The organism is Thermococcus indicus (assembly GCF_006274605.1).
Classification (GTDB): domain Archaea; phylum Methanobacteriota_B; class Thermococci; order Thermococcales; family Thermococcaceae; genus Thermococcus; species Thermococcus indicus.
This window is the reverse complement of sequence record NZ_CP040846.1, coordinates 387,289-402,133: the sequence shown is the minus strand read 5'-3', so window position 1 is coordinate 402,133 and position 14,845 is coordinate 387,289. Positions and strand designations below refer to the sequence as shown.

General features: G+C 53.3%; 14 protein-coding genes. 5 read left to right on the top strand and 9 right to left on the bottom strand.

Annotated features, from left to right (window positions below; all coding sequences use genetic code 11):
* Nucleotides 1–72: 72 nt before the first annotated feature.
* Nucleotides 73–1,023, top strand: coding sequence for a hypothetical protein (locus FH039_RS02065; RefSeq protein WP_139680029.1), 951 nt, complete (start codon nucleotides 73–75; stop codon nucleotides 1,021–1,023).
* A gap of 44 nt (nucleotides 1,024–1,067) precedes the next feature.
* Entirely contained in the window at nucleotides 1,068–2,018 is a 951-nt protein-coding gene (locus tag FH039_RS02060; RefSeq protein WP_168188358.1) for a CGP-CTERM sorting domain-containing protein, read from the top strand.
* Here FH039_RS02060 and pdxT read toward each other — a convergent pair.
* The 5 genes from pdxT to FH039_RS12465 form a co-directional block, all read right to left on the bottom strand.
* Complete coding sequence (gene pdxT, locus FH039_RS02055) at nucleotides 1,988–2,581, bottom strand: pyridoxal 5'-phosphate synthase glutaminase subunit PdxT (protein WP_139681561.1); 594 nt, start codon at nucleotides 2,579–2,581, stop codon at nucleotides 1,988–1,990. The two genes, FH039_RS02060 and pdxT, sit on opposite strands and share 31 nt — an antisense overlap.
* 36 nt (nucleotides 2,582–2,617) lie before the next feature.
* The gene (gene pdxS, locus FH039_RS02050; protein ID WP_139681560.1) at nucleotides 2,618–3,625 is read right to left on the bottom strand and encodes a pyridoxal 5'-phosphate synthase lyase subunit PdxS; all 1,008 of its coding nucleotides are present in this window, start codon (nucleotides 3,623–3,625) and stop codon (nucleotides 2,618–2,620) included.
* A gap of 133 nt (nucleotides 3,626–3,758) precedes the next feature.
* Nucleotides 3,759–4,592, bottom strand: a complete 834-nt coding sequence (gene nadC, locus FH039_RS02045) for a carboxylating nicotinate-nucleotide diphosphorylase (RefSeq protein WP_139680027.1) — start codon at nucleotides 4,590–4,592, stop codon at nucleotides 3,759–3,761.
* Between the two features lie 50 nt (nucleotides 4,593–4,642).
* Nucleotides 4,643–5,551 (bottom strand): quinolinate synthase NadA, encoded by a 909-nt coding sequence (gene nadA / locus FH039_RS02040; RefSeq protein ID WP_139680026.1) that lies wholly within the window; start codon nucleotides 5,549–5,551, stop codon nucleotides 4,643–4,645.
* A gap of 514 nt (nucleotides 5,552–6,065) precedes the next feature.
* Nucleotides 6,066–6,257: an antitoxin AF2212-like protein gene (locus FH039_RS12465; RefSeq protein ID WP_276607313.1), complete on the bottom strand. Its 192-nt coding sequence runs from the start codon at nucleotides 6,255–6,257 to the stop codon at nucleotides 6,066–6,068.
* Nucleotides 6,258–7,078: 821 nt separating this feature from the next.
* Here FH039_RS12465 and FH039_RS02030 point away from each other — a divergent pair.
* Nucleotides 7,079–8,182 (top strand): PQQ-binding-like beta-propeller repeat protein, encoded by a 1,104-nt coding sequence (locus FH039_RS02030; RefSeq protein WP_139680024.1) that lies wholly within the window; start codon nucleotides 7,079–7,081, stop codon nucleotides 8,180–8,182.
* Nucleotides 8,183–8,392: 210 nt separating this feature from the next.
* On the opposite strand, the gene FH039_RS02020 is transcribed toward FH039_RS02030, so the two are convergent.
* Both FH039_RS02020 and guaB read right to left on the bottom strand, forming a co-directional pair.
* On the bottom strand, nucleotides 8,393–9,793 hold the full coding sequence (locus FH039_RS02020; protein ID WP_139680022.1) for an L-aspartate oxidase: 1,401 nt from the start codon (nucleotides 9,791–9,793) through the stop codon (nucleotides 8,393–8,395).
* A gap of 60 nt (nucleotides 9,794–9,853) precedes the next feature.
* Nucleotides 9,854–11,314 (bottom strand): IMP dehydrogenase, encoded by a 1,461-nt coding sequence (guaB, locus tag FH039_RS02015; protein WP_139680021.1) that lies wholly within the window; start codon nucleotides 11,312–11,314, stop codon nucleotides 9,854–9,856.
* Between the two features lie 526 nt (nucleotides 11,315–11,840).
* Between guaB and FH039_RS02010 the strand changes: the two genes are divergently transcribed.
* Nucleotides 11,841–12,044 (top strand): hypothetical protein, encoded by a 204-nt coding sequence (locus tag FH039_RS02010; protein ID WP_240703250.1) that lies wholly within the window; start codon nucleotides 11,841–11,843, stop codon nucleotides 12,042–12,044.
* Between the two features lie 82 nt (nucleotides 12,045–12,126).
* Here FH039_RS02010 and FH039_RS02005 read toward each other — a convergent pair whose 3' ends face one another.
* Both FH039_RS02005 and FH039_RS02000 read right to left on the bottom strand, forming a co-directional pair.
* The gene (locus FH039_RS02005; protein WP_139680019.1) at nucleotides 12,127–12,495 is read right to left on the bottom strand and encodes a type II toxin-antitoxin system PemK/MazF family toxin; all 369 of its coding nucleotides are present in this window, start codon (nucleotides 12,493–12,495) and stop codon (nucleotides 12,127–12,129) included.
* The gene (locus tag FH039_RS02000; RefSeq protein ID WP_139681559.1) at nucleotides 12,479–12,748 is read right to left on the bottom strand and encodes a ribbon-helix-helix domain-containing protein; all 270 of its coding nucleotides are present in this window, start codon (nucleotides 12,746–12,748) and stop codon (nucleotides 12,479–12,481) included. The genes FH039_RS02005 and FH039_RS02000 overlap by 17 nt, the downstream gene beginning before the upstream one ends.
* A gap of 91 nt (nucleotides 12,749–12,839) precedes the next feature.
* Here FH039_RS02000 and FH039_RS01995 point away from each other — a divergent pair, with 91 nt between their 5' ends.
* A complete protein-coding gene (locus FH039_RS01995; RefSeq protein WP_139680018.1) occupies nucleotides 12,840–14,837 on the top strand; it encodes an IGHMBP2 family helicase in 1,998 nt (665 codons plus the stop codon).
* The last annotated feature ends 8 nt before the right edge of the window (nucleotides 14,838–14,845 follow it).

Genomic DNA, 14,845 nt, shown 5'->3' with positions numbered 1-14,845 from the left:
TGATGAAAATTTGTTAAAATATTTCAGATTACTAGGAAAAAATTTATAAGGTTAAGTAGAAAAGTTTCTCCGGTGATTACTGTGACTAACTTTGCTATGTGGTGGATAGAATGGAACGAAAAAATTAGAGAGTACCTCTCCAGAATGATGTACGATGGCAAGCAATTAACCATAAATAATATAAAACAGAAAGGCTTCGACTATGCTATAGTAGCAGATAGTACACAGTTCACGGGCAACTACCTCTGGGGCGAAGGTAGTGGGATACCCATGAGTGACCACTCATATAATTCCGGGTACAATGATGCCAGAGAGCTAGTTTCATATCTGAATGAATTGATGAACGGAATGGACTATCTGGTCCCTGTACCGTATTACAAGTTCAAAACTCCCACGGGAATAACGAATCCCCGCAACCATTGGAGAGGCTTATCTTATCTATATGGCTGGATAGACGGTGCTTCGCACGAGGGGAACTCTTATATGAAGGGATTCTACTGGGACCTTGAAACACCTACACAGGCATATAAAGGAAGTTATATAACTACAGATGAAATTAGATCAATATGGGGGAGGATTTTAGAAAACAAAAGGGAATATTCCAAAGACCTTATTTTTGTGTGGGTACCAACATTGGCTAATAGAAATAGCGAACAACTTAGACAATACGAGTCATATATTTATTCAGTTGCAAAGTTTTTTGATTATGTCTTTTTCCAACCCCACTATTATCAGTGCCCATATTGCTCAATAGAGGCATTACAAGACATATACAGATGGGTGGACCATTTTTCAGAGACATATCACCCCTCGTATATAGAGTTTGAGGCAGATAGGTCTGTATTAGAGGCAAACAAGAAAGAAAACTGTGGATGTGGAAGTGGACATTGCTGTATATTACGGGCATGCGACTATGCCATAGTAGGCCGACATTATCCAAATATCCTCAAACATAAAGCATATTATTTTAGTATCGACCTTAAGGTGATAGATACGGTTCGGGAGCTGTGTCATGAATGGTAACAAAAAAATCCCTCTGTTTCTTAATGTTTTTGGTTATAATAGAAATGCTGATTGTTAACAGCAACAGCTATGTAGCCTCCCAGCTCGTTGTGGTTCCAGGAAAAGGCGATGCGTTTGTCATCTACCGCTGGGCAGATGAGAACGGCGAGCTGGGTGCCGATTTCTACTACTTCTCAAATGGAACCCTTGTCCCATTCTATCGCACCTGCCTTTTCTGCGATAATGTAAGTGCTGTGAACGACGGAGCCTACATTATCCCTGACAACGGCTCGTGGATATTCCTCAGGGAGTTCTACGTTCCAGAAAACAGCACGCGCGGGGTCGAGGCCTACCGCGTCCGGGATGGGAAGTGCTGGTTAATAGGCGGAACCTCCGTTGCCGTTCCGCAGGGGGAAGTCTCGCGCGTTGTTGTGTATTACAGAAAAAAAGCCTTTTCAATTGAGTTCCAGAATGGAAGCAGAGTGGAAGCCAAGAAGTTCTGGATAGGAGATAGCGTGGAGCCGGCGAACTTTTCGGGTTTTCCGGAGAAGACGCCGGTTTACTACGCAATAGAGCACAGCGTTCCGATGGGGAGCTTCTACGTTTATGGAGACGGCTACGCCTCCAACGGTAGTGCCGTTGTTCTCGTTCCGATAAACGTCGTTGATAAGGTTGTTTCATCATTGAGGGTTGAGGGAGACATTAAAGGCTTTGCCTCAGCAATCGTGGGAGAAGGAGTCATATTATACTACCCCTATGATTACCATGTCAACGGCTCGCCCGTGGAAAGGAAAGACCTTCGCCTGTTCTACTATCCAAACAACGGGGAAGGGCTCAAGGTTTTCCAGCTCCAAGAATTCCAGAAAGGGTCCAGCTTCGCTTCGGATGTTGTTTGCGGTGAGGCATCCAATGAAAAGGGAGCGAAAAACGAAAGCTTCGGAATATGCGGCCCTGCAATTTTCCTGCTCCTGGCGCTGATTCCCCTTTACAGGGCCTTCTCCAGGAAGTACTCGTGAACCCTTGTGTCCTCCGTTAGCTCCGGATGGAACTCCAGCCCGATTACGTTGCCGGCCTCGACTCCAACGACCCTGTCTCCAAGCCACGCTATCGGCCTGACCTTATCGTTCAGGAGCTCAACTATCCTCGGGGCGCGGATAAAGACACCGGGGAAGGGCTCATCGCTGAAGGCCAGCTTTATCGGTGCCTCGAAGCTGTCCACCTGCCTGCCGTAGGCGTTTCTGTTAACCCTGACGTCGAGAAGCCCGAGGAACCTCTGCTCCGGAGTTGCACCGATTACCTCCTTCGAGAGCATTATTAGACCGGCACAGGTGCCCATTATGGGCAGACCTTCCCCGCCGAGCTTTTTAATGGATTCAAAAAGGCCGTTCTTCACCATGAGCTTCGATATCGTCGTGCTCTCGCCGCCGGGGATTATGACCGCGGAAACCCCTTCCAGTTGCCCCGGTTTCCTTAGCCAGACCACCTCTCCGGTGACGCCGAGGTTTTTCAGGGCATTCCTTGCAGCTTCGATGTGCTCGCCCACGTCGCCCTGAAGGCCGATAACACCCACCTTGACCATTCCCACCACCCCATTGAAAAGGCAAAAGAAAAGAAATCAGACACCCCTCTCCTCAAGGCGAACCTCCAGCTCTTCAATGTCCCTGCCGCGCATCGGCTCGCCGATTTCCCTGCTTATCTCGGCCAGGACATCGGGTTCATCCCAGTGGTTGACGGCCTCAACTATGGCCCTCGCCATCTTCTCTGGGTTGGAGCTCTTGAAGATTCCCGAGCCGACGAAGACGCCGTCCATTCCCATCCCCATCATGAGTGCCGCGTCGGCCGGGGTGGCGACCCCTCCAGCCGCGAAGTTGACAACCGGAAGGCGGCCGAGCTTCTTTATCTCCAGGAGAATCCTGTAGAGCCCCTCAACTATCTCGCCGTAGGTATAGTGGCCGTAAACCGGCTCATTTTCGAGTATCTGCTTGGGAATCCCGCTGATGTCCTTTATACTTGCGGCCAGCCTCAGGTAGGGCTCGGCGAATCTCTCGGCTATGATGTATACCCGTTCGTCCGTCATGCGCTGGATGAGCCTTATGTTGTCTGCGACGAGGCGGACGTGTCTTACTGCCTCGACGATGTTGCCGGTTCCGGCCTCACCCTTGGTCCTAATCATGGCGGAGCCTTCCCATATCCTCCTGACGGCCTCGCCGAGGTTCCTGGCGCCGCAGACGAAGGGGACGCTGAATTCTCTCTTGTCTATGTGGAAATATGGATCGGCGGGCGTCAGAACCTCGCTTTCATCTATCATGTCGACGCCAATGGCCTCAAGGATTTTTGCCTCGGCCACGTGGCCGATCCTTACCTTTGCCATGACCGGGATCGTCACCGCGTCCATTATCTCCTGGATCTTCTCAACGGGGGCCATCCTGGCAACGCCGCCGGCCTTTCTTATGTCCGCGGGAACCATGTGGAGCGCCATGACAGAAACCGCGCCGGCTTCCTCGGCTATTCTGGCCTGTTCGGCGTTGGTGACGTCCATGATGACACCGCCCTTAACCATCTTGGCAAAACCGCGCTTGAGCCTTTCAGTTCCCTTAGCCTCTATAACGTGGAGCTTTCCCATGGGCACCACCATTTCAAGTTATGACTTGCAATATTATTCAAGAAAAAACTTGAATATAAACCTTGCCGCGGAAAAGCCACACCAGCCCCCAAGAAACTTCAGGAAAAATAAGGCAGAACAGAAAAGCCCTCGTTCAGGCCTTTCCAATTATCTCAAGGCTGACGTCGAAGTTCTTGACGGAGTGCGTGAGGTAGCCGAGGCTTATGATATCAATGTCGAGCCTGGCGTACTCCTCGATGTTTTCGGGAGTTATTCCGCCGGAGACCTCGATCTTCACCCTATCGCGGAGGCCCTCGCGCTTTAGAGCCGCTATCGTCTCGGCTATTTCAGCCGGGCTCATGTTGTCGAGCATCACTACATCGGCACCGGCCTTTGCCGCTTTGAGGGCATCCTCAATGGTCTCGACCTCGACCTCGACGACCTTGTAGACGCTGAAGGCCTTGGCGCGCTGTATGGCCTCTTCCAGCGGGACCAGAGCGAGATGGTTGTCCTTTATGAGCATCGCGTCGCTCAGCGAGAATCGGTGGGGCTCGCCGCCGCCGATGAGTATCGCCCTCTTGTCCAGTGGCTTGAGGAGGGTCTTCCTCGTTCCAGCAACGCGGACCTTCGGGTTTACGGCCTTAACCCTATCCACCAGTCTTCTGACCTCGGTGGCAATGCCGCTCATCCTGCCCATTACGTTCAAAGCGGTTCTCTCGACGAGGAGTATCGCGCGCGCATCACCGGTCAGCTCAAGTATCACCTCGCCCTTCTTGACCTTCTCACCGTCCCTCTTCCTGACCTTAACCTCAACCCCGAAGTGCTCGAAGAGGGCTTTGGCCTCCTCAACGCCCGCTATAACCCCTTCCTGCTTTGCGATAATTACGGCCCTAGCATTGATTCCCTCCGGAACCACCGCCTCGCTCGTGACGTCGCCGAAGGGAGCGTCCTCCTCAAGGAACCTGATCAGATAGGAAAGAGAGATCATAAAGTTTCCCTCCATACTTAACAAAAATCACAAAATCTTTCCCCCTAAACTTAACTCATCTCCAGCATCCTCTCGATAGCCTTCCTGGCCTTCTCCGCTATCTCCTCAGGCACTTCGACCTCGTACTTCATGTCCCTGAGGGCCTCGTATATGTGGTTGAGCGTTATGGCCTTCATTCCTATGCAGACCGCATCCTCCTTAGCCGGATGGAACTTAATGTCCGGGTAGAGCTTCCCAAGCCTGTAAACCATCTCATGCTCCGTGAAGACGACCCACTCGTCGTGCTCGGGGGCGCGCCTTATCATTCCCCCGGTGGAGACTATTATGTCGGCCCTTTCCTGTACCTCCGGTTCGCATTCCGGGTGAACCATCAGCTTGGCGTTGGGGTAGAGCCTCTTGGCGCGCTCCACATCTTGAACGGTGAACTTCCTGTGAACGTAGCAGTGGCCGTACTCGGGGACGGGGATGACCTTCTTGCCGGTCTGTTTGGCCACGTAGCTCGCTAAATTCTTATCCGGCCCGAAGATGATGACGTCGGAATCGAGCTTTTCGACTATTTTGACCGCGTTGGCTGAGGTCACCGTCACGTCAGCGTAGGCCTTGGTCTCGGCGGTGGTGTTCACGTAGAGAACCACCGGGGCGTCCGGGTACTGCTCCTTGGCCCTGAGGATGTGCTCGACCTTCAGCATGTTGGCCATCGCGCAGGTGGCCCTTTTGCTTGGAAGCAGGACCCTCTTCTCGGGATTGAGGATCTTGGCAGTTTCTGCCATGAAGTCCACTCCCGCGAAGACTATGACGTCGGCATCAACGTCCACTGCCTTCCTCGCGAGCTCGAGGCTGTCCCCGAGGAAGTCGGCTATGTCCTGGATTTCAGGCAGCTGGTAGTTGTGGGCCATTATTATAGCGTTGCGCTCTTCCTTGAGACGTTCAATCTCCCGCACGAGTTCTTCAATTTTCATGGTCTCACCTCGCCTGATTAGGGTACAGCCGGAGAATTAAAAGGTTGTTGGCCACCTTTGGTTAGGCTCCTCCTGTGAGAACGACTGGAGTTCATCTTTTTTAGTCTCCCTGAGAAGAAGCGCCTTAATGCCTATCTTTCCCGTGTGCAGGCCATTTTCTCATCGTCGGTTATCGGAACCTCCCATCATCGTGGGGGCTATAAAATAGCAGTCGAAGCCCGCGGCTCCAGTTTCGGAAGCCACCTCGACGGCCGTTTCAAAAAAGGGACTCCTAGGGAATTATTGTGTGGGAGAGGGACAGGGATTCAACAACTTCCGGGATAACGTCTCTGTGGCCGTTACGTCTCAGGACGCTGACCACTTCTACGAAGCAGGCCTTTGGGAGAAGAACCTCGTGGTCATCGCAGAGGTGGACCCCAAGCTTGGCTTTTCGTGGATCTTGCTTTCGCGCTCGAGAACTTCTTTGGGAAGGCTCCGTCTTGACCTTAGGAGGACCTTCGCTATGACACTCGTGTCAAGAACTACCTTCATAGTTCCTACCCCTGACGGCGGCAACGCTCCGGTCAACGTCCTCCCTGGCCTCAAGCTCAAGTTCGTCTATAAGCTCCGAGAACCTCTTCTCCTCTATGTACACTATCAGCCGCTTTGATGGCAGTGAAAGGGGTTTCAGGGGTTTTACGACCCCGTTTTCGTAGACCGTCTCGATGGCTTTTGAAATATCCCAACCATTGGAAGTTGTCTTGGAACTTGGGGAAATATTTTTAAGCTGTATTACGTTATCTGATATAAAATAGTTGGATGTGAAAGATTAAGAAGAAAAATGATATTATTAGTGTTATTACAATTTATGTTGTTGGGAAATACTTCGTTTATATTAAGTTGGGAGTTTCCGGCATGTGGCTACGTTTCACTAGCAGACCAAAAAACAGTTGAGAATTTGGAAAGCCCTCTCTAAATCAGCCCGGAGACAATTATGGCACTGCGGAATTTAATGTCTACCCTAGAGCAGTATGGATAGGCCTTTATTTATCCAAGGAACCAAGGATATCCACATTCTGGGGAGAGTACTGTACATACACATTCCCTTCAACAAATGATAAAAACGAGATAAAGAGCATCTATTGGACACGGGCAGTAGAGCTAGCAGCCATGCATCTCGGAAGTTACTTCAAGTACAGTGGGTCAATTCAAATCAAATTCTTTTATGGAGGTCAGGCAAAAAATCAAAATACTGGAAAGTGGCAAACAAGCAACTTGATATTCCAGTATGAGTGTAATGATGAGACCTGCTGGATAAGTGGCCCAAGACAGCCTTTACCAAGATATCCCTCGAGCCCCACTCAAGGAACATATTACATATTTGTGTGGAATGATCACTTAATAGGGGGATGTTGCAAGGGAGGTGACGATGGTGGTAGTTCCTGCTTTGGGGCTGTCTGGGGCAATAGACACTGCGGAGGATGCTTTGCTCCGGATGCCTCTGCATCCCAGAACTTCGCGTACCGTATGCCCTGAGGGGTGAAAAAATTGAGGAACTCAGTAAAAATAGGGTCTGTCATGCTCTTCATTTCCTTTTTCATGGCGGGCTTGCTTTTGCATCTCTGGAGAGATTCGGATGAAAATTCCGGCGGTTTCACAGGCGACCTTAACATCACCAAGGTTTGGGATGGTCAGGACGATCTTTTGGGGGCCGATAGCAACAGGCTCGTGCTCCTGTCCAGCTCGGGCCGCCTCGAAATCCTCAGACTTGGAAACTGGGAGCAGGTGTATTCGGCCGAAGACGTCGAGGATGCCGGGCTGTTCTCCGGTGTGCTGGCTTTTAGGAAGAGTGGAAGCCTCTACTACACGAAACTTGACACTATAGAACCCCACCGCCTTGAATCTCCCATTGAAAACACCTCCCTCGGATTCAGACTCGGGAACTTAACGTTCTTCATAAAGAGAAATCCCCCCATAATACACTCCGGAGTTCGCGTTCCGGGCAACATAACGATCCACGTATGCGGCGGAACCTGCGGGGCTTTTCTCTTCGAGGACGGGGAGGGAAAACCGTTCATACTGCGCACTGAGGAGGGTTTTGTGATAGGTGTAGCGTCCATGGAACCTTTCTACCACGGCAGGGTTGTCTTTATTAACACCTCGGGAGAGCCTGTGGCCGAGCACACGTTTGACGTGGGAATTCGGGATGTGACGGTAGCGAATAACACCGTTTTGGTGAGCACGGGGGGCGTCGAGAGGTCCGGCACGGCGATATGGAGTGGAAAACTCTACGCACTGGATGGAAGGGGACGCCTTCTTTGGAACGCTTCCATCGAAGACCGTGCCCTCTGGGGCCATCTCTGTGGTTACGCGCCCGCTGGGGTGTCCCTGCTGGCGGACGGAAACGTTTACGCCGTTGACTACAAGGGTGTGGTCTACGTGTTCAACAAAAGGGGCAAATACCTGAGGGCGGTTAAAACGCCCGCTTCAAGAACCCTGGGATGCGGTGATCTAATCCGGAACGTGGTGGTCGGGGGGAGGGTTCACTGCTGGCATGGGCGTACTTTGGTGTGTCGATGGAGCAGGAGGAGAAGAGCGGGCTATGCGTATACACACCCGGCGGAGCCGTCGCCTGTAGACCACTTATTCTGAGGCCAGACACAATAGTTGTCCGGGAGAACTACGTGGTTCTATCCCTGAGTTCAGTGATGGGGAATGAAAGGGTCGAGGTGTTCAGGATTGAGGGGCCTAGCTGAGCGCTAACATCCATTCTATCGCCTTTCTCGCCTTCTTTGCCATCTCTCTAGGAACCCATATCCTCAGCGTTGGGTGTTGTCCTGAAACGTATTTAAACCGCTCGGTCTAAAGCCTGCACCTTCCGTCGAAGAAGCTCGGCCTCTCGAAGACCTTCCTCATGAAGGGAAAGTCCTCGCGGTAGTGAGCGCCCCGGCTTTCTTCCCTCGCGAGTGCGCACTCAAGGACTCCCCTGGCGAGGAGTTTGAGCCTCGGGTCTGCCTCAATTTCCTCAAGCTTTCTGAAGCCCTCCTTAAGGGTCTTCGCGCTCCTGACGATTCCGGCGTGATTCCAGAGAAGTTCCCTCAGCGAGTCAACGTCCCCGGCCTCGTAGCCGTGATATGCCGGCTCCTTCATGTCCCCCCGCCTCGGCTTATCCCTCGCGATTGTCCTGGCCACCTCAAGTCCGCTCACGATGCACTCAAGGAGCGAGTTGCTCGCCAGCCTGTTCGCCCCGTGGAAGCCTTTGCTCATCGCCTCGCCCACAGCGTAGAGGTTCTCGATTGCCGTCCTGTACCAGAGGTCGACCGCTATCCCGCCGATGGTGTAGTGGGCTATTGGGGAGACCGGGATTAAGTCCCTAGTCGGATCGATGCCGTCCTTCATCAGGAAGGCATATATCTGGGGGAAGCGCCTCTTGAAGTCCTCTATCGAGTTGGCGTCGAGGTAGACCCCCTTTCCAGCGAGCATCTGCCTGTATATCGCCCGCGAGACGATGTCCCTCGTGGAGAGCTCGTTGACGAAGCGTTCGCCGTCTTCCGTCACCAGCTTAGCCCCTGCACCGCGGACGGCCTCGCTGATGAGCTTCACCCCAGATTTCCCCAGGTAGCCGGTCGGGTGGAACTGTATAAACTCAAGGTCCCTCGCGGGGGCGCCTTTCATAACCGCGTCCCCGATGAGAAGGCCGGTAGTTAGAGGGGAGCCTGCTGTGTACTTGAAGAGCCCCGCAAAGCCACCCGCTGCTATTACAGTCGCGTCGAACTTCATGAGCTCTCCTTCGAGAAAGACGCCGTAGGCTTTCCTCTCGCTCACGGCGAGCTCTTCAGCAAAGCCCCTAACGAAGTGCACTCCTGCCTCTTTAGCGGCCATGTGGAGAACCTTCATCATATGCTTTCCGGTCTCGTTCCTTATCGTGAAAACGCGGTGGAAGGAGTGACCGCCTTCGGTCTCGTTGGTCTCGAACTCGACGCCGATTGAGGTCAAAAAGTCGTAGGCCCCGCTCGCCTTTGAGATTACGCTCCACACGGTCTCCTCATCGTTGAGATACTTGCCTGCCCTGATGGTGTCTAGAACGTGAGCCTTGAGAGAATCGCCGTCGAGGATGGGAAAGGCTATTCCAGCCTGAGCGAGGTAGGAGTTGCTTTCCCGTATCCCCCTACCGATGACCGTCACGTCGAAGCCGCGCCTTGCCAGGGCTATCGCGGCAGTTAATCCCGCGGCACCGCTCCCGATGATTCCAACGCTGGCCATAGCTCTCCCCAGGCTGGACTGGGAGAAACGCCTTATAAGGTTTTCAAAAAAGGGAAGGAATCACTTCCCAACCGGATAGTTGGGAGCTTCGTTGGTGATGAAGATGTCGTGCGGGTGGCTCTCCTTGACGCCGGCCTGCGTTATGATCACGAACTCGCCCTTCTCTTTGAGTTCGGCTATGCTTGAAGCCCCCACGTAGCCCATTCCAGAGCGGAGGCCTCCGACGAGCTGGTAGAGAACCTCGCTGACCGGTCCTTTGTAGGGCACGACCCCCTCAACTCCCTCCGGGACGAACTTCCTGGTCTTCATGTGGCCCTTCTGGTAGTACCTCTCAGCCCCACCCTTCATCATCGCACCGAGCGAACCCATTCCGCGGTACTGCTTGTACCTCCTGCCGTTGATGACGACCTCCTTGCCCGGTGCCTCCTTCGTTCCGGCTAATAGGGAGCCGAGCATGACCGCATCTGCACCAGCTGCTATCGCCTTGACTATGTCGCCGGAGTAGCGGATTCCGCCATCGGCTATGACATGAAGCCCGTACTCCTGGGCCCTGTCGGCCACAAGGGCTATTGCCGTAACCTGCGGGACGCCGACACCGGCAACTACGCGGGTTGTGCATATGCTTCCCGGACCGATTCCGACCTTGACCGCATCGGCAAAGGTGAGGTCGTCAACGGCCTTTGGGTTTGCTATGTTTCCGACTATCAGGTCGGCATCCACTGCCTTCCTTATCTCCTTCATAGCCTTTATCGCCTTGAGGTTGTGGGCATGAGCCGTGTCAACGACGATTACATCAACACCTGCCCGGTCAAGGGCTTTGGCGCGCTCGATGTCGAAGGGACCAACGGCGGCCGCAACTATCAGGTCTCCGTTCTCGTCCCGAACGGCGTTCCTGTACTTCTTCCTCATCATGAGGTCGCTCATTGTGATTATTCCCACGAGGCGGCCGTTTTCATCGACGACCGGAAGCCTGGCTATCCGGTTGGCCACCATCGTATCGAGGGCCTCCTCGACCGAGACGTCCTCGCCGACGGTTATGACTTCGCCGGTCATGACCTCCCTGACGAGGCTGCCCTCCTTCGCCGCTATGTCCTTCTTGGTAACGATGCCGACTATCCTGCCGTCCTCACCAACGACCGGAAGGCCGTCGATGTCGTTTCTCTCCATGAGGAAGAGCGCGTAGTCGAGGGTTTCATCGGGGCCTATGGTGATGACGTCCTCGACTATGAAGCGCTCGGCGCGCTTGACTTTCCTCACCATCTCGGCCTGCTCCTCGATGCTCATATTTCTGTGGATGACTCCCAAGCCGCCTTCCCTGGCCATCGCAACTGCCATCTCCCACTCTGTAACGGTGTCCATCGCTGCGCTGAGGATCGGTATCTTGAGCTTCACGTTGGGGGTTATCCGGGTCGAGACATCGACGTCCTTGGGCTCGACTTCGGTCGCCTGCGGTATCAGAAGAACGTCGTCAAAGGTGTATCCTTTGAGTGCATTAACAAGTTTATGTTCAAATTTTCCCATTATCTTCGGACCTCCACGTCCTTTTTAACATGAACCTGACATGGGTTTTTAAGGGTTTCCCACTTCTTCAACCGAACCGTTATCGGTTCCCAGGGCAAAACTCCGAACTTCCAACTGTATTCATTTGAATTTTACAAACGTAAAGCTTTTAAACTCAAGACACTCCTCCCCAGCGGTGGTGTCCATGAACCTCGCAAAGGCCCTGGCCCACGTGGCTCCCATTGCCATAGTGGTCCTCGTCCTAATCCTCGCTTGACGATAATCTCTCATTGGATTTCATTGTTTGACGATCATCCAAACTTTGGCCGTTTTTCTTTTCAATTTTGACAAACTGACAAAAAATGGCTCGAAAGACTAAAATACTCTCAAAGTTCTCCTATTTTCGGTGATTCCGCTATGAGGGGGGAGTACCAAACCCATCCATAGGGCAAAATCTGAGGGAAAGAGATTTGGTTTTGAGGAGCTGCTGGGTGAAATACTGAAGGAAGGTCTCTTCTGGGCGGCCCTCGGCCGGCCGTCGGAGGTCATGCCGTTTCTGAGGGGCAAGCTCTTGAGCAACGGCATCGGTGTGGAAGGTGAACGCAGGGAATACTTGAAGTACCTACTCGACGATCTGGAAAGGTTCTACAAGCGGGTCTCATGGAGCGATGAGATTGACGAGCGGCACTGGAAGGCTTTGAAATCCTTCCACAGGGACATAGTCTCAGTGGTTTCCTCCGAGAGGGCTTAGCTTTTTAACCCCTCTTCCCTACTCCTTCTGGGATGATGAGGGAAGTTTCGTCCGAGCGGTGAGGAAACTCGCATGGGCTGACCTAAAGGCCAAAGGTTTTCCTGAGGCCTTCTTTAACTTCCAAAACCTTCTTTTCATTCAGAACTCCAAGACGCTTTCTCACGAGTCTTTTGTCAAGGGCGAAAACCACGTAGGGCTTCACCACGCTCGGTTTTATCGGTTTCGTCCCGGGATAACGGACAACGTCCCTATCGGTTATCACGACGTTGTATTCGACGAAGCCGCTCCCGAGATTGGACGTTATCTGCAGAACTACCACGGCGTTTGAAATCCTGTTGAGTTCATCGTTTGAAACAACGAGAGCCGGTCGAAGCTTTCGATTCCTCAAATCAACGAAAGGAAACTCAATGAGAACTATCTCCCACTGGGAAAGCTCACCTCTTGGCTTCATAGGGGACGCCTCCAACATCATCCCAGTACTCGTCAGCCTCGCTCTCCCAGTCCTCCTTTAGAACCTCCTCAACGGCTCTGAGATAGCCCTCAATCTCCAAGTCCCCAACAGGCCCCCGCCTGAGCAGAAAATCCCTGAGGGCCTCTTTTATTACCTCACTCCTGTTCGAGTAAATTCCCTCATCAATTAGCCTGTCCATCCTCTCGGCAAGCCCCTTCGGTATCCTCGCGGAGACCTTAACGGTTGTCGCCATTTTGTCCACCTATGTCTCCATTTGTCCGACAGGATAAAAACCTTTCCCAACACTTAAAAGGCATTATCAAAAGCCAGAGTCGTGAGGAAAGATGGAGAAAAACGAGAGGCTGGAAAAGTTCGTCTCCCATCTCAAGCAACTCGTCGAGATGGAGCGCAGGGCCGAGATAGAGGCGATGCGCTTAGAAATGAGAAGGTTCTCCGGAAGAGAGAGGGAGAAGGTAGGCAGGGCCGTTCTTGGGCTCAACGGAAAGGTCGTTGGGGAGGAGCTGGGCTACTTCCTGGTAAAATACGGGCGCGATAGAGAGATAAAGACGGAGATAAGCGTTGGCGACCTCGTCGTCGTGAGCAGGCGGGACCCGCTGAAGAGCGACCTGGTTGGAACGGTCGTTGAGAAGGGGAAGCGCTTCATAACGGTCGCCCTTGAAACCGTTCCCGAGTGGGCCCTGAAGGGCGTTAGGATAGACCTCTATGCCAACGATATAACCTTCAAGCGCTGGCTTGAGAACCTTGAGGCCCTTCGCGAGAGCGGGAGGAAAGCGCTGGAGCTCTACCTGAGCCTTGGGGAGCCGGAAGGGAGTGAGCCCCTTGAGTTCACACCCTTTGACAGGAGCCTAAACGCGAGCCAGAGGAGGGCAATAGCGAAAGCCCTCGGAAGCCCGGACTTCTTCCTCATCCACGGGCCGTTCGGGACGGGCAAGACGAGAACCCTGGCCGAGCTGATAAGGCAGGAAGTGGAGAGGGGCAACAAGGTTCTGGCAACGGCCGAAAGCAACGTCGCGGTGGACAACCTCGTGGAGAGGCTCGTCGATTCGGGTTTGAGGGTCGTGAGAATAGGCCACCCGAGCAGGGTCTCAAGGAGCCTTCACGAGACGACTCTGGCTTACCTCATAACTCAGCATGAACTCTACGGCGAGCTGAGGGAGCTTCGCGTTATAGGCGAGAACCTGAAGGAGAAGCGCGACACCTTCACGAAGCCAGCCCCGAAGTACCGGCGCGGGCTGAGCGACAGGGAGATACTCAGGCTGGCCTCGAAGGGTATTGGAACGAGGGGCGTTCCGGCGAGGCTGATCAGGGAGATGGCCCAGTGGCTCAAAATCAACGAGCAGGTGCAGAAGACCTTTGAAGATGCTAAAAAACTTGAGGAGAGAATCGCGAGGGAGATCATCCGCGATGCCGACGTTGTTCTCACAACGAACGCCTCTGCCGGCCTCGATGTCGTCGACTACGGCTCCTACGACGTGGCGATAATAGACGAAGCGACGCAGGCGACGATTCCAAGCGTTTTGATACCGATAAACAGGGCGAGGCGTTTCGTCTTGGCCGGCGACCATAAGCAGCTGCCCCCGACGATACTCAGCGAGAAGGCCAAGGAGTTGAGTAAGACGCTCTTCGAGGGGCTGATTGAGCGCTATCCCTGGAAGAGCGAGATGCTCACCGTCCAGTACAGGATGAACGAAAGGCTCATGGAGTTCCCGAGCAGGGAGTTCTACGGCGGAAGGGTTGTGGCGGATGAGAGGGTGAAAAACATAACGCTGGCCGATTTGGGCGTTAAGGGTCCCGCGCTCGGCGATTTCTGGGGCGAAGTTCTGAGGCCGGATAACGTCTTGGTCTTCGTGGACACCTCTGGAAGGGAAGACCGCTTCGAGAGGCAGCGCTATGGGAGCGAGAGCAGGGAGAATCCGCTGGAAGCGAGGCTCGTTAAGGAGACCGTTGAGAAACTTTTAGAGCTCGGTGTTAAGCCGGAGTGGATTGGGGTAATTACCCCCTACGACGACCAGCGCGACTTAATAAGCTCGCTCCTGCCGGAGGAGGCCGAGGTTAAAACCGTTGACGGCTACCAGGGCAGGGAAAAGGAAGTTATAGTTCTTTCCTTCGTCCGCTCCAACAGGAGGGACGAGCTCGGCTTCCTGAAGGATTTGAGGCGCTTAAACGTCTCGCTGACGAGGGCGAAGATGAAGCTGATTTTGATAGGTGATTCCTCGACTCTGAGTGCCCATTCAACTTATAAACAGCTGGTTGAGTTCGTGGGGGGAAATGGAAAGGTGGTTGATGCTGCCACGTTGAGAGAATCTAAGGAGAAAGGTTAAAATCCTCC

Coding starts and splice junctions, on each gene's coding strand:
- nadC (WP_139680027.1), bottom strand. CDS start 4,592: ATGATCTCTCTTTCCTATCTGATCAGGTTCCTTGAGGAGGACGCTCCC.
- nadA (WP_139680026.1), bottom strand. CDS start 5,551: ATGAAAATTGAAGAACTCGTGCGGGAGATTGAACGTCTCAAGGAAGAG.
- FH039_RS02010 (WP_240703250.1), top strand. CDS start 11,841: ATGCCGTTTCTGAGGGGCAAGCTCTTGAGCAACGGCATCGGTGTGGAA.
- guaB (WP_139680021.1), bottom strand. CDS start 11,314: ATGGGAAAATTTGAACATAAACTTGTTAATGCACTCAAAGGATACACC.
- FH039_RS01995 (WP_139680018.1), top strand. CDS start 12,840: ATGGAGAAAAACGAGAGGCTGGAAAAGTTCGTCTCCCATCTCAAGCAA.
- FH039_RS02000 (WP_139681559.1), bottom strand. CDS start 12,748: ATGGCGACAACCGTTAAGGTCTCCGCGAGGATACCGAAGGGGCTTGCC.
- FH039_RS02060 (WP_168188358.1), top strand. CDS start 1,068: ATGCTGATTGTTAACAGCAACAGCTATGTAGCCTCCCAGCTCGTTGTG.
- pdxT (WP_139681561.1), bottom strand. CDS start 2,581: ATGGTCAAGGTGGGTGTTATCGGCCTTCAGGGCGACGTGGGCGAGCAC.
- FH039_RS02020 (WP_139680022.1), bottom strand. CDS start 9,793: ATGGCCAGCGTTGGAATCATCGGGAGCGGTGCCGCGGGATTAACTGCC.
- FH039_RS02005 (WP_139680019.1), bottom strand. CDS start 12,495: ATGAAGCCAAGAGGTGAGCTTTCCCAGTGGGAGATAGTTCTCATTGAG.
- pdxS (WP_139681560.1), bottom strand. CDS start 3,625: ATGGGAAAGCTCCACGTTATAGAGGCTAAGGGAACTGAAAGGCTCAAG.